This is a genomic window from Bradyrhizobium sp. UNPA324 (assembly GCF_006658635.1).
Classification (GTDB): Bacteria; Pseudomonadota; Alphaproteobacteria; order Rhizobiales; family Xanthobacteraceae; genus Bradyrhizobium; species Bradyrhizobium nanningense.
Window position 1 is genome coordinate 2,724,419 of sequence record NZ_LFJD01000004.1, and the last position, 12,329, is coordinate 2,736,747.

The 12,329-nt window shown below is 64.1% G+C and carries 11 protein-coding genes and 1 pseudogene; 10 read left to right on the plus strand and 2 right to left on the minus strand.

The window, feature by feature from the left end:
- Window positions 1-2 precede the first annotated feature (2 nt).
- The 7 genes and pseudogenes from UNPA324_RS13310 to UNPA324_RS13340 all read left to right on the plus strand — a co-directional run bounded on the left by UNPA324_RS13310 (window position 3) and on the right by UNPA324_RS13340 (window position 4,534).
- Entirely contained in the window at window positions 3-884 is an 882-nt protein-coding gene (locus UNPA324_RS13310; RefSeq protein WP_128917098.1) for an alpha/beta fold hydrolase, read from the plus strand.
- A gap of 237 nt (window positions 885-1,121) precedes the next feature.
- Window positions 1,122-2,066, plus strand: a complete 945-nt coding sequence (locus UNPA324_RS13315) for a metallophosphoesterase family protein (RefSeq protein ID WP_128917097.1) — start codon at window positions 1,122-1,124, stop codon at window positions 2,064-2,066.
- A gap of 14 nt (window positions 2,067-2,080) precedes the next feature.
- Window positions 2,081-2,416, plus strand: coding sequence for a cupredoxin domain-containing protein (locus tag UNPA324_RS13320; RefSeq protein WP_128917096.1), 336 nt, complete (start codon window positions 2,081-2,083; stop codon window positions 2,414-2,416).
- Window positions 2,417-2,558: 142 nt separating this feature from the next.
- A complete protein-coding gene (locus tag UNPA324_RS13325; protein WP_181769387.1) occupies window positions 2,559-3,107 on the plus strand; it encodes a sigma-70 family RNA polymerase sigma factor in 549 nt (182 codons plus the stop codon).
- Window positions 3,104-3,868, plus strand: a complete 765-nt coding sequence (locus UNPA324_RS13330; protein ID WP_141934857.1) for an anti-sigma factor family protein — start codon at window positions 3,104-3,106, stop codon at window positions 3,866-3,868. The genes UNPA324_RS13325 and UNPA324_RS13330 overlap by 4 nt, the downstream gene beginning before the upstream one ends.
- Before the next feature lie 68 nt (window positions 3,869-3,936).
- Window positions 3,937-4,216 (plus strand): annotated as a pseudogene (locus tag UNPA324_RS13335) (type II toxin-antitoxin system RelE/ParE family toxin).
- Between the two features lie 12 nt (window positions 4,217-4,228).
- On the plus strand, window positions 4,229-4,534 hold the full coding sequence (locus UNPA324_RS13340) for a HigA family addiction module antitoxin (RefSeq protein ID WP_128917094.1): 306 nt from the start codon (window positions 4,229-4,231) through the stop codon (window positions 4,532-4,534).
- A gap of 10 nt (window positions 4,535-4,544) precedes the next feature.
- Here the strand turns inward: UNPA324_RS13340 and hpnO are convergent, their stop codons facing one another.
- Window positions 4,545-5,936 carry an aminobacteriohopanetriol synthase HpnO gene (gene hpnO / locus UNPA324_RS13345; RefSeq protein ID WP_128917093.1) on the minus strand — a complete coding sequence of 464 codons (1,392 nt, stop codon included), beginning with the start codon at window positions 5,934-5,936 and terminating at the stop codon, window positions 4,545-4,547.
- Window positions 5,937-6,077: 141 nt separating this feature from the next.
- On the opposite strand from hpnO, the gene UNPA324_RS13350 reads away from it, so the two are divergent.
- Window positions 6,078-6,710: a DUF2147 domain-containing protein gene (locus UNPA324_RS13350; protein ID WP_164935926.1), complete on the plus strand. Its 633-nt coding sequence runs from the start codon at window positions 6,078-6,080 to the stop codon at window positions 6,708-6,710.
- Here UNPA324_RS13350 and hpnN read toward each other — a convergent pair.
- Entirely contained in the window at window positions 6,678-9,266 is a 2,589-nt protein-coding gene (gene hpnN / locus UNPA324_RS13355) for a hopanoid transporter HpnN (protein ID WP_128917091.1), read from the minus strand. The genes UNPA324_RS13350 and hpnN overlap by 33 nt on opposite strands.
- Window positions 9,267-9,731: 465 nt before the next feature.
- On the opposite strand from hpnN, the gene ispH reads away from it, so the two are divergent.
- Both ispH and hpnH read left to right on the plus strand, forming a co-directional pair.
- A complete protein-coding gene (ispH, locus tag UNPA324_RS13360) occupies window positions 9,732-10,658 on the plus strand; it encodes a 4-hydroxy-3-methylbut-2-enyl diphosphate reductase (RefSeq protein WP_128917090.1) in 927 nt (308 codons plus the stop codon).
- A 36-nt stretch (window positions 10,659-10,694) separates the two neighbouring features.
- Window positions 10,695-11,855 carry an adenosyl-hopene transferase HpnH gene (hpnH, locus tag UNPA324_RS13365; RefSeq protein WP_128917089.1) on the plus strand — a complete coding sequence of 387 codons (1,161 nt, stop codon included), beginning with the start codon at window positions 10,695-10,697 and terminating at the stop codon, window positions 11,853-11,855.
- Window positions 11,856-12,329: the final 474 nt, after the last annotated feature.

Genomic DNA, 12,329 nt, shown 5'->3' on the forward strand with positions numbered 1-12,329 from the left:
TCATGACCAGCCCACACCGCTTTTCCATCGGCCCCGCCGGCGCAGAGATCGCCATGTTGCAACGGGGCGAGCGCGGCAAGCCGCCCGCCCTGCTCGTGCACGGCACAGGCTTCGTCGCCGACGTCTGGGACGAGGTCGCGCGCGAGCTTGCATCGACCTATACCGTCTATGCGCTCGACCGCCGCGGCCATGGCGCGAGCCACAAACCCGGCGCCTATCATTTCTTGGACTTTGCCGAGGACATCTGCCGGGTGATCGACGCGCTCGATCTGCGCGACGTCTACGGCATCGGCCACAGTGCCGGCGCGACCGACCTTCTGCTCGCGGCAAAACTTGCGCCCGGGCGTTTCACGCGGCTGTTCGTGATGGAGCCGACCGCGATGGACCCGCGCGCGGCGCGCTCTGGCGGATTGGGCGATGACTCCCTATCGCAAATACAGCGCACGCTGCGCCGGCGCGCCGAGTTCGACAGTGCTGATGCCGTCTTCGAACGCTATCGCACGGCGCCGACGTTTGCGGATTGGACCGAGACCTCGCTTCGGGCCTATGTTCGCCACGGCTTTGTGCCGCTGGAGAATGGCCGGGTCCGGCTCTGCTGCACGCCCGAGATCGAGTCGGCGATGCTGCGTCCGATCTACGAGGCGATGACGCAGGTCTACGTTGGGGATGTCCGCGGCAATCCGTTCGGCTCGCTCGCCGAGATCGACTGCCCGGTGCGCGTCGCGACCGCCGCGAAGTCCGGGCCGATCTACTGCGAGATGGCGCGACGCGCGGTGTCGCTGATTCCGCAAGTCAGCACGCTGGTCTTTGAAAGCGCCGGGCATTGCGTGGCGCAGGAGGTGCCGGCGGCCGTGGTGGAAGCGGCGCGGGAGTTCGCAAAGTAGGTCTCGTGCCCCGGACGCGTTGCAGCGTGCAAGGCTGCTGCGCCGAGCCGGGGCCCAACTCACCGCATGCTGCGCGGCCTTCTGGGTCCCGGCTCTGCGTCGCACCGCCAAGAGGCGCTGCGCCGCGTCCGGGACACGCTCCCTCCTCACGAAATCGTCATCTCCTCCGGGAATAAGTCCCCCGCACCCCCGATCACCTCCCCGAAAGCCCAATTCCGGGCGAAGTGGAGACGTGCGATGAGCGGACACGATCACGGGGACGACGGCGTCAGCCGCCGCAAGGTGCTGGAATGCATGACCTGGGCCGGCACCGGGGTGCTCTGGACTGTCACGGGCGGCGTGCCGCGCTCGCTCGGCATCATCGATTCCGCGCAAGCTGCGACCGCGGCCGCGCCGGGCATGACCTTCCTCCAGATCAGCGACAGCCATGTCGGCTTCGACAAGCCGGCCAATCCCAACGCGCTCGGCACGCTTGAGGAAGCTGTCAACAAGATCAACGCCATGCCGGCCAAACCGTCCTTCATGATCCATACCGGTGACATCACCCATCTGTCCAAGGCCAGCGAGTTTGACAATGCCGATCGCATCATCTCGCAGACCAAGCTCGATGTGCATTACGTGCCCGGCGAGCACGACTTCATCGACGAGGAGGTGAAGCTCTATCGCGAGCGATACGGCCGCGGCACCAAGGGCCACGGCTGGTATTCGTTCGACGCCGGTGGCGTGCACTTCATCGGCCTCGTCAATGTGGTCGACCTCAAGGCCGGCGGCCTCGGCAATCTCGGCGCCGAGCAGCTCGCCTGGCTCGAGGACGATCTGCGCGGCAAGTCGAAATCGACGCCGATCGTGCTGTTCGCGCACATCCCGCTCTGGACCGTCTATCCGCAATGGGGTTGGGGCACCGAGGACGGCGGCCGCGCGCTTGAACACGTGAAAGGCTTCGGCTCGGTCACCGTCCTGAACGGCCACATCCACCAGGTGATGCAGAAGGTCGAGGGCAACGTCACCTTCCACACCGCGCGCTCGACCGCCTTCCCGCAACCCGCGCCGGGGGCCGCCCCCTCGCCCGGTCCGATGAAGGTCGAGGACGCAAAGCTCCGCGGCATGCTCGGCGTTGCCAGCGTCAGCTTCAAGCAGAACGAGCAGCGGCTCGCGATCATCGACACGCCGCTCCAGGGCTAAGGTGGAAGCTGACCATGAAGACTCTCAACCGCCGCGACTTCGGTGTCGATCTCGGCCTCGCCTTGGCTGCGGCCATCCTGCTGCCCGCGACAAAAGCCCGTGCCGACGACCTGGAGATCCATATCGACAATTTCGTCTTCCAGCCGGCCGAGCTCAATATCAAGGTCGGCACCACCGTGACCTGGACCAACCGGGACGACATCCCGCACACCGTGGTATCGGCCGGCAAGTTCCGGTCCAAGACCCTGGATACCGACGACAAGTTCTCGTTCACCTTCACCAATGCGGGCGACTACAAGTATTTTTGTTCGTTGCACCCGCACATGACGGGGATGATCAAGGTTGAGTAACGTCTCCAACCAAGGCATCAACGTCTTGCCCGGCCGGTGGTCCCACGCCGGCCGGGCTCGTCTGCCTTCGGTCACGCACCCCGGCAAGACGAACAGGGACGAAACGAAGCCACAAGCAGAACAAGAGGCAAAGCGAGGAGCGATGCCCGCCAACGACGATTTGCAGAAGGCGCAACGCTTCCGTGAGGCGGCGCTGCCCTATCTCGACGACGTCTACACGCTCGCGCGCTATCTGCTGCGCGATGCCTCCGATGCGGAAGATGCGGTGCAGGAGTGCTATCTGCGCGCGCTGAAGCACTTTGACAGCTATCGCGGACCGGCCATGAAGCCCTGGCTGTTCGCGATCCTGCGCAACGTCTGCAACGCCGAATATGCGCGGCGCGCGCATCGGCCCAGCGCGATCGAGGATACGCCCGGCGCCGCCGATCAGACGCCGATCTGGCAGGAGAGTGAGGCAAGCCCGGAGACCGAGGTGCTGCGCAGCCGCGATGCCGGCGCCATCCGCAAGCTGATCGACGCGCTCGCCGAGCCGTTCAAGGAAACCTTCGTGCTGCGCGAGATCAACAACCTGTCCTATCGTGAAATCGCCGACGCCGTCGGCGCCCCCGTCGGCACCGTGATGTCCCGCCTCGCCCGCGCGCGCGCCATGCTGCGCGCAGCCTGGACGGCGGAAGAGGAGCAAGCGAAATGACCTGCGACGAAGCAAGGATCCTGCTTCACGCGCTGCTCGACAACGAGCTCGATGCCGGCCACGCGCGCGAAGTCGAAGCCCATATCGCCGGCTGCCCCGACTGCGCCGCGGAGTTCGCCGCGCAGCGCGAAATGCAGCGCGTACTTGCCGACACCGATCTGCGCTACACCGCGCCGGCAAGCCTGCGCACGCGGATCGAGGCCTCGCTGCCGAAGCCGCAGCCCCAGCCGACCCGCCGCTCGGTGCTGCGTGGCTTTGCGATGGGCTCGGCGGTCTCCGCGCTCGCCGCAACGGGCGTCGTCGCATTGGTGCTGCGCCAGGACGACCAGCAGCGCATCCTGTCGGAGGTGGTCTCCGCGCATCTGCGCTCGCTCCAGGCCGGTCATCTCATCGACGTGGTCTCCACCGACCAGCACACGGTCAAGCCGTGGTTCAACGGCAAGCTTGACGTCGCCCCGCCCGTGATCGACCTGACCGCGCAGGGTTTTACGCTGGTCGGCGGCCGGCTCGACTATGTCGACGCCCGCGCCATCGGCGCGGTCGTCTACAAGCGCCGGCAGCACGTGGTCAATCTGTTCGTGTCGCAGACATCGAACGCGGAATACCGCGCGCCCAAGACCGAGACCATGCAAGGCTTCAACTGCCGTCGCTGGGGCAATCGAGGCCTGAACTTCTGGGCCGTCAGCGATATCGGCGCCGACGAGCTCGCCGAGTTCGTCGACAAGTTCGAGGCGGCGATGAAGGCGAATGTGGAGGGGTAGCCTCTGGAGAATGTATCATACACTGATACGAACGCTGCAAATGTATCAAACAATGATACACTGCTTGAGTGATCAGGACGTTTCGGGATAAAGTACTGAAGCGGTCTTTAGCGGCGACAGTCCCAAGGGCTTCCCGGCCGACTTGGTGAAGGTTGCACGCCGGAAATTGCGCTATCTTCACGCTGCAGGTGAACTCAGTGACTTAAGGGCGCCGCCAGGTAACCGCCTCGAGGCGCTCATGGCTGATCGCAGGGACAGCATTCGATCAGAATCAACGACCAGTTCCGGGTGTGCTTCGTCTGGACGGCAGACGGTCCAGCTGAGGTCGAGATCGTGGACCATCATTAGGAGAGCACGACGATGGCCAAGAAGCTCAAGCCCATGCACCCTGGCGAGGTCCTGCGGGAAGAATTTCTGATCCCGCTGGACATGTCCGCCGGCGCGCTCGCCAAGACATGCGGCCTACCACGCACGCGGATCGAGCGGATTGCGAGTGAGCAGACCGGAATCACTGCCGACACTGCACTTCGTCTCGCCAAGGCGCTCGGCACGACCGCCGAGCTTTGGCTCAATCTTCAGAACGATTACGACATCCAGATCGCCAGACGCGATCTCGGCAAGGCGCTCGACCGCATCGAGACCGTAAACAAGCCTAGGGTGGCCTGAGCGATCGGCCTTACGCCGACCTTCGCACCGCGTTGTCGACCAGCGTCTTGCCGAGCGACCAGATCGCGCCGGGGACCTTGTGGCTGCCGGCGATGACGTCGTCGAACGCCTTCTCGATCCAGCTGCAGTCTTCCTCGGTGATGGTGAGCGGCGGCAGCAGCTTGATGGTGTGGCTGCCGTGGCCGGCGACTTGGGTCAGGATCTTGTGATCCTTGAACAGCGGCACGGTGATGAGCTGGCAGAACAGGCCCTTGTTGGCGGCCTCCAGCACGTTCCAGGAGGCGCGCAGCCGCAGCGATTTCGGCGGGCCGAACTCGACGCCGATCATCAGGCCCTTGCCGCGGACTTCCTTCATCAGCTCGTAGCCGGGCACCATCCGCGTCAGCGCGAGGCGCAGCTCGGCGCCGCGCTTGGCGGCGGACTCGATCAGCTTCTCGGACTCCATGACATCAAGCGTGGCGATGCCGGCGGCCATCGCGAGATCGTTCTTGGAGAAGGTGGAGCCGTGCACCACGGCGCGGTCCATCTGGTTGAAGATCTTGTCGAAGATGCTCTTGCGCGTCAGCACAGCGCCGACTGGTACGTGGCCGCCGGACAACGACTTCGACAGCAGCACCATGTCGGGCTCGACGTTCCAGTGCTCGACCGCGAGGAAGCGGCCGGTGCGGCCCATGCCGGTCTGGATCTCGTCGGCGACGAACAGCGTACCGTATTTCTTGCAGAGCGCGGCCGCGCCGGGCAGGAACTCGTCGGTGGGCATGTTGACGCCCTTGCCCTGGATCGGTTCGACGACGAAGGCCGCGACCTCGCGCGAGGCCAGCGCCTTTTCCAGCGCGGCCAGATCGTTGAACGGGATCGGGGTGCAGCCGGGCAGCAGCGGCTCGAAGCCGGTGCGGAAATTCGAATCACCGGTCAGCGACAGCGCGCCATAGGTCAGGCCGTGATAGCCATGGGCGCAATAGACGATGCCGGGACGCCCCGTCGCGCCGCGCGCGAATTTGATGGCAGCTTCGACGCATTCGGCGCCGGAATTGGCGAAGAACGCCTTGTCGAGATAGGGGACGTATTTCAGAAGCCGCTCGGCCAGCACGCCGGCGAGCACCGAGACGTCGAACTGGACGAGATTGGGCAGGTCGGCATCGAGCACGCTCTTGAGCGCATCGCGCATGACCGGATGATTGCGTCCGATCGCAAACACGCCAAAGCCGGACAACAGGTCGAGGTAGCGCGCGCCGTCGCGATCGTAGAGATACTGCCCCTGCCCCTTCTGGAAGCCGACATCGTAGCCGATGGTCTTGAGGACCCGAACGAACTGCTCGTTCAGATACCGATTATGCAGGGTGCTGCGCTGGGCCTGACGGTCCGCGAATAGCTGAGACATGTCTGGATTTGGGCTGTGCATCCGTTACATACTTCGGTTGAGGGTCGTCTCGTCAACTGAAAAGGGACCGTTACTGAAAACGGTCTGTGCGGCCTTTTGCCCTTTTTCGGACCATCTTCGCAAGCACAGCTTTAGACCATGTTGCACTGCCGAGGAACTATCATGCGTTTGGCCCTTTACACCGGACTAATACTGGCTGGCGGTTACACCTGCCTGACCCCGGCCCTCGCCGCCGACCCCACCGGCGATTGGCGGGTCGCCGATGGCGTCGCCAACATCCGCGTCGCCCAATGCAATGGCAGCATGTGGGGTGCCGTTGCCTGGGAAAAGAAGCCCGGCGGGCGCGACGAGAACAATCCGGATGTCTCGAAAAAGAACAGGCCGACGCTGGGCATGGTGACGCTGATCGACATGAAGAAGACGTCAGGCGCCGATCAGTGGGAGGGCCAAGTCTACAACGCCCAGGACGGCCAGATCTATAGCGCGACCATCACGCCCTCGGGTACCGACCAACTCGAAATCAAGGGCTGCGTGATGGGCTTCCTCTGCGGTGGCGAGACCTGGACCCGGGTTGGCCCGCCGATCCCCTTGAGCACCGCCAACGCCATGGCCAAGGGCGCGCCGAAGCCCGCCGGCGCGGCGCCCAAAGCCGCAAGCACGACGATTGCCGCCGCACCCGCGCCTGCTCCGGCAGCCCCGAAGGCCGCCGGCGCAGCCAAACCCGCTCAGAAGGGCGCCGCCGATCCGGTCGGCGACATCTGCCTACTCCCTGAGATTGCGGGGTTTGCCCATTAGGGCCGGCTGGAACAGCAGCACGGCCGCGAGCGTCGTCACCAGCGAGAGGGCCAACAGCTTGCCCATGCTGGATGTGCCGGGATGGCTCGACAGCCACAGGCTGCCGAACGCGGTCGCCGTCGTCAGCGCGCTGAAGAAGATCGCGCGCGTCAGGCTGGTCTGGAGCAGGTTTGTCCGGCCTGAGCGCCAGGCCACGACATAATAGATCTTGAAGGCGACGCCGACGCCGAGCAGCAGCGGGAACGCGACGATGTTGGCGAAGTTGAGCGGCAGGCCGATCAACACGCAGATCTCGAGCGTCACCGCCCCCGCAACCAGGAGCGGCACCAGGGTCATCAGCACGTCGACGAACCGGCGCAACGTGATCCACAGCAGGAGGCCGATCACCAGCAGCGCATAGATGCCGGCGTGGATGAACGCCCGCACCACGGTATCGCCGGATTTCAGGATCGAGACCGGCCCGCCGATCGCGGTCGGTTCGGCAACGAGCACCGCCGCCGCAAATTTGCGCAGCGTGTCGTTATCGTTGGGATCGCCCTTGGGCAGCGCCTCGACGCGGATGATGCCATCCTTGCTCTTCCAGGCGCTGACGAGATCGGGCGGCAATGAGTTCAGGGTGACGGGCCCGGCCTGCATCGCATTTCTGAGCTGGTCGAACACGATCTTCATCGGCGTGACGAACACGTCCTGCGCCTTGTTGCGCGTCGCCTCGTCGCCATTGGCGAGCTTTTCGAGCGCGTCTGCCAGACGGCGCGAGGCGACCGCACCCGGACCCTTGGCCTCGCCCGCGGTCCGGCGCAGATTGTCGACCGAGGATTTCAGCGCCTCGACGTTTTCCTGGTCCGACGGCGCCGCATCGATCTGATCAGGGTTGAGCGCGGGGTTCAGCACCTTGGCGCCCTGCGCGAGCAGCTTCAGCTTCGGCGGCTGGTCCTGCGGCACGAAGCTGTCGAGCGACATCACCCTGAGCACTTCGGGCACCTTCTCCAGCTTCGCCTCGACCTGCTTTGCCTGCTCCTCCGACGTCGTCATCACGTTGATGGCATTGGCGCCGGTGTTGGGGTCCTTGCGCAGGTCGAGGAAGGTCGCGATCGATTCGGCCTTCGGGTTGCGCAGGTTCATCGGGTTGAAGTCGAACTTCATGAAGTAGAGCAGCGGCAGGCCGCCGAGCGCCAGCAGCAACGTGCCGCCGACGATCGGCACACGATACTTCTCCAGGAAGTGATCGAGCGGCGCCAGGAAGGCATAGCCGACCGGCTCCTTCTCACCGGGCGGGTTCAGCAGCTTCAGCATGGCCGGCAGAACGGTGATCGACGAGAGGAACGCCACCAGCATGCCGACGCCGGCGATCTGGCCGAGCTCCGCGATGCCCTTGTAGTCGGTCGGCATGAAGCAGAGGAAGCCGGCGGCCGTCGCCATCGCCGCGAGCGACAACGGCACCGCCGAGCGCTTGGCCGCCAGCACCAGCGCGCCCGAAAGATCGTTGTGCTTGTAGCGCTCCGAGCGGTAGCGGACGCTGTATTGGATGCCGAAATCGACGCCGAGGCCGACGAACAGCACCGCGAACGCGATCGACAGCAGATTGAACGATCCGACCATCATCAGGCCGGCCGCGGTCGTGATCGCAAGGCCGACGAAGAGATTGACGAACACGGCGAAGATGATCTTCGCCGAATGCAGCGCGAGCCACAGGATGACCAGCACGACGAGAACCGTGCCGATGCCGTTGATGACGGCGCCTTCCTGAACGGTGGCGTATTCCTCGTTGGCGATCGGGACCGGGCCGGTCAGCCGCACCCGCGCCTGGTACTTGGTTGGAAAATCCAGATCCGCTGCGGCCTTGCGGATGGCGTCGGTAGCGCCTTTGCCGGGCTCCAGCGCATTGTAGTCGAGGATCGGCTTGAATTCGATGAAGGCGCGCTTGTCGCTATCCGACAGCGGCTCGTCGCTGACGAGCTCGCGCCACGAGAAGCTCGCATTGCCCTTGTTGAGCACGGTCTCGACGGTCTGCGCGATCAGGTTGAAGGGCCGCGCGGTGTTGTCGAGCTTGACCTGACCGCGCTTGACGCCGGCAAGCCCCGTCTCCAGCGCGCCGGTCAGGCCGCGGATCGAGGGATCGCCGGCCATGATTTCGATGAGGGGCGCAGCGGATTCGAACTGGCCGGTGATCTTGCCGACCTCCTCGGTCGGCAGGAACAACAGGCCGTTCTTCTCGAAGAACTCGCCGCTGCCGAGCTGCTGCACCGACTGGAAGTTGGTCTTGTCGTCCTTCAGCTTGGCGTAGAGCGCGTCCGACGCCGCGCTCGCCATTTCGGGGGTCTTGGCCTCGACGACCGCCGTGATCGTCGCATCGCGGTCGAAGGCGCGATCGAACTGCTGGTCGCGCTGGCGCCAGTCCAGATTCTGGGCAATCAGCGAATTGATGTCAGTGTTGATGGCGAAGTGCTTGGACGCGTAATAGCCCGCGCCCACCGCCAGCAGGAGTCCGAGAACGACGACGAGGGAGGCAAGCCGGGTGCAGGCCCTGACGATGGCAACGACGACGCTTTGCAGCACTTCTTTTCTTTCTGCGGTTAACAGCTTGCCGGAAACGCCCGCTGTTTATCGGAGTTCCCAGGCGAAACCTATTGCTGTTTTGGGTGGTTCTCGCCGCGAGAAGGTTCGAGGTAAACGGCGGGAGACCCGGGCAAAACCATGCGGGGCGGTCGGTATAGGCGGGGAGTTGAGGCGGGAAAGTGACGAAAGACTGGGAAGCTCGGCTACCCATCACGCTCAAGGCCGTTACCTTACTATGTTACCGACAAAATCACACTGTCGGGCGCTGGAGGTTTCATTCGACCTTTCCTTGCTGCCGATTTTTTGACACAAAGTCTTGCGCCTCCATGCGCCGGAGCCCCGACGGGGGTGGGTGGCTACCGCGTGCGCGAACCAATGGTGCGGATATTGCAACTCATTGGTCAGTATCGGCATGACGCCGGGGACTTAGAAGCGGATTGGTGCAACTTGCGTGATGGGCGTCCCATGGAAGTTTATTTGGCGCAACCGCGCGGCTTTTGCGCGGGCGTGGTGCGTGCGATCGAAATCGTGGAACGGGCACTGGAGAAGTACGGCCCGCCCGTCTATGTGCGCCACGAGATCGTGCACAACAAATACGTCGTCGAGAGCCTGAAAAACAAAGGGGCAATCTTCGTCGAGGAGCTGTCCGAGGTCCCGCCCAAAGCGGTGACGGTGTTCAGCGCCCATGGCGTCGCCCGCAGCGTCGAGGAAGAGGCCGCCGCGCGCGACCTTCCAGTGCTCAATGCCACCTGCCCCCTGGTCACGAAAGTTCACAATCAGGGGAAGCGCTACATCACCAAGGGCCGGACGCTGATCCTGATCGGCCATGCCGGACACCCCGAGGTCGAGGGCACGATGGGCCAGGTTCCCGCCCCGGTGCTGCTTGTCCAAAGCGTTCAAGAGGTTAAGGCGCTGACCTTGCCGGCGGATACGCCAATGGCCTACATCACCCAGACCACCCTCTCGGTTGACGACACCAAGGACATCATCGCGGCCCTTCAGGCCCGCTTTACAGATATTCAAGGTCCGGATATCCGGGATATCTGCTATGCGACACAGAACCGCCAATCTGCGGTAAGGGACTTGAGCAAGCTGGTCGACGTGATCTTGGTAGTGGGCGCTGCCAACAGCTCGAATTCGAACCGGCTTCGCGAAATCGGCACCGAGGCCGGCGTCGCGAGTTATTTGATTGCCGACGGCAGCGAGCTCAATCCGGATTGGTTGAAGAATGCCAGGACCGTCGGCATCACGGCCGGCGCTTCGGCGCCCGAGGTACTCGTGGATGACGTGATCGAAGCGATGCGGCGGATCGGACCGGTGAAGGTCCAGGTGCTGCCGGGCCGCGAGGAAAACATCGAATTCCGGCTTCCGGCCCAACTGGCTGCGAGCTGACTCACCCGAATTGAAAAGCTCAGAAAGAAACTTGTAATGGCAATCCCCTTCTTCAAGGAAATGCGTATCGGCGGCTATTTGCTCAAGCAGAAACTGCTTGGCCGCAAGCGCTACCCGCTCGTGCTGATGCTGGAGCCGCTGTTTCGCTGCAACCTCGCCTGCGTCGGCTGCGGCAAAATCGACTATCCGGATGCGATCCTCAACCGCCGCATGACCGCGCAGGAGTGCTGGGACGCGGCCGACGAGTGCGGCGCGCCGATGGTCGCGATTCCCGGCGGCGAGCCGCTCATCCACAAGGAGATCGGCGAGATCGTGCGCGGCCTCGTCGCGCGCAAGAAGTTCGTCTCGCTCTGCACCAACGCGCTGCTGCTCGAGAAGAAGCTCGATCTGTTCGAGCCCTCCCCGTACCTGTTCTTCTCGGTGCATCTGGACGGCCTGCGCGATCACCACGACAAGGCGGTGTCGCAGAAGGGCGTGTTCGACCGCGCCGTCTCCGCGATCAAGGCAGCCAAGGCGCGCGGCTTCACCGTCAACGTCAATGCCACCATCTTCGACGGCCATCCGGCCGAGGAGATCGCGAAATTCCTGGACCTCACCGTCGAGCTTGGCGTCGGCGTCTCGATGTCCCCCGGCTATGCCTATGAGCGCGCGCCGGACCAGGAGCACTTCCTCAACCGCACCAAGACCAAGAAGCTGTTCCGCGACATCTTCGCGATGGGCAAGGGCAAGAAGTGGAACTTCATGCATTCCGGCCTGTTCCTCGACTTCCTCGCCGGCAACCAGGAATACGAATGCACGCCCTGGGGCATGCCCGCGCGCAACATCTTCGGCTGGCAGAAGCCCTGCTATCTGCTCGGTGAAGGCTACGCAAAAACCTTCAAGGAGTTGATGGAGACCACCGACTGGGACAGCTACGGCACCGGTCGTTACGAGAAGTGCGCCGACTGTATGGCCCATTGCGGCTACGAGCCGACGGCGGCGACCGCCGCCCTCAACAACCCGCTGAAGGCGATGTGGGTGTCGCTGCGCGGCATCAAGACCACGGGCCCGATGGCGCCGGAGATCGACATGTCCAAGCAGCGCCCGGCGCAGTACATCTTCTCGGAGCAGGTCCAGAAGAAGCTGTCGGAAATCCGCAAGGACGAAGCCGAGGCGGCGCAGGCGAAGGCGGCGCGGAAGGCTTCGACCGCGGCGTAAGCGCGCGATCAAATCTCACGTCAAAGGCCCGGCCGCGAACGCGATCGGGCCTTTTCTTTTGGGCCATTGCCGCAAGATGAGTTGTCCGTGTCCCGGACGCGCTGCAGCGCGCTTTGCGCTGCTGCGCAGAGCCGGGACCCAGCAGCCGCGTGCCGTGTCGATGCATGGGCCTCGGCTCTGCAGCGCATCGTCGAAGGGACGCTGCGCTGCGTCCGGGGCACGAGAGGAGATCGAGTCATTCTCTCTCGCCGTCATTGCGAGCGCAGCGAAGCAATCCAGACTGCCTCCATGGAAAGATTCTGGATTGCTTCGCTGCGCTCGCAATGACGGCGTATGTGGCACGGGCTTGCTTTCTATCAGCGCGCTTCATCGCAGACACACCTTCGCATTCCCGCGGTGCATTCGCCCGGGCTATGCGTCTCGTTCACGCCCCATGAAAGCCAGAGGGCGCAGGAAAGGCCGGGCGCCGGCGGC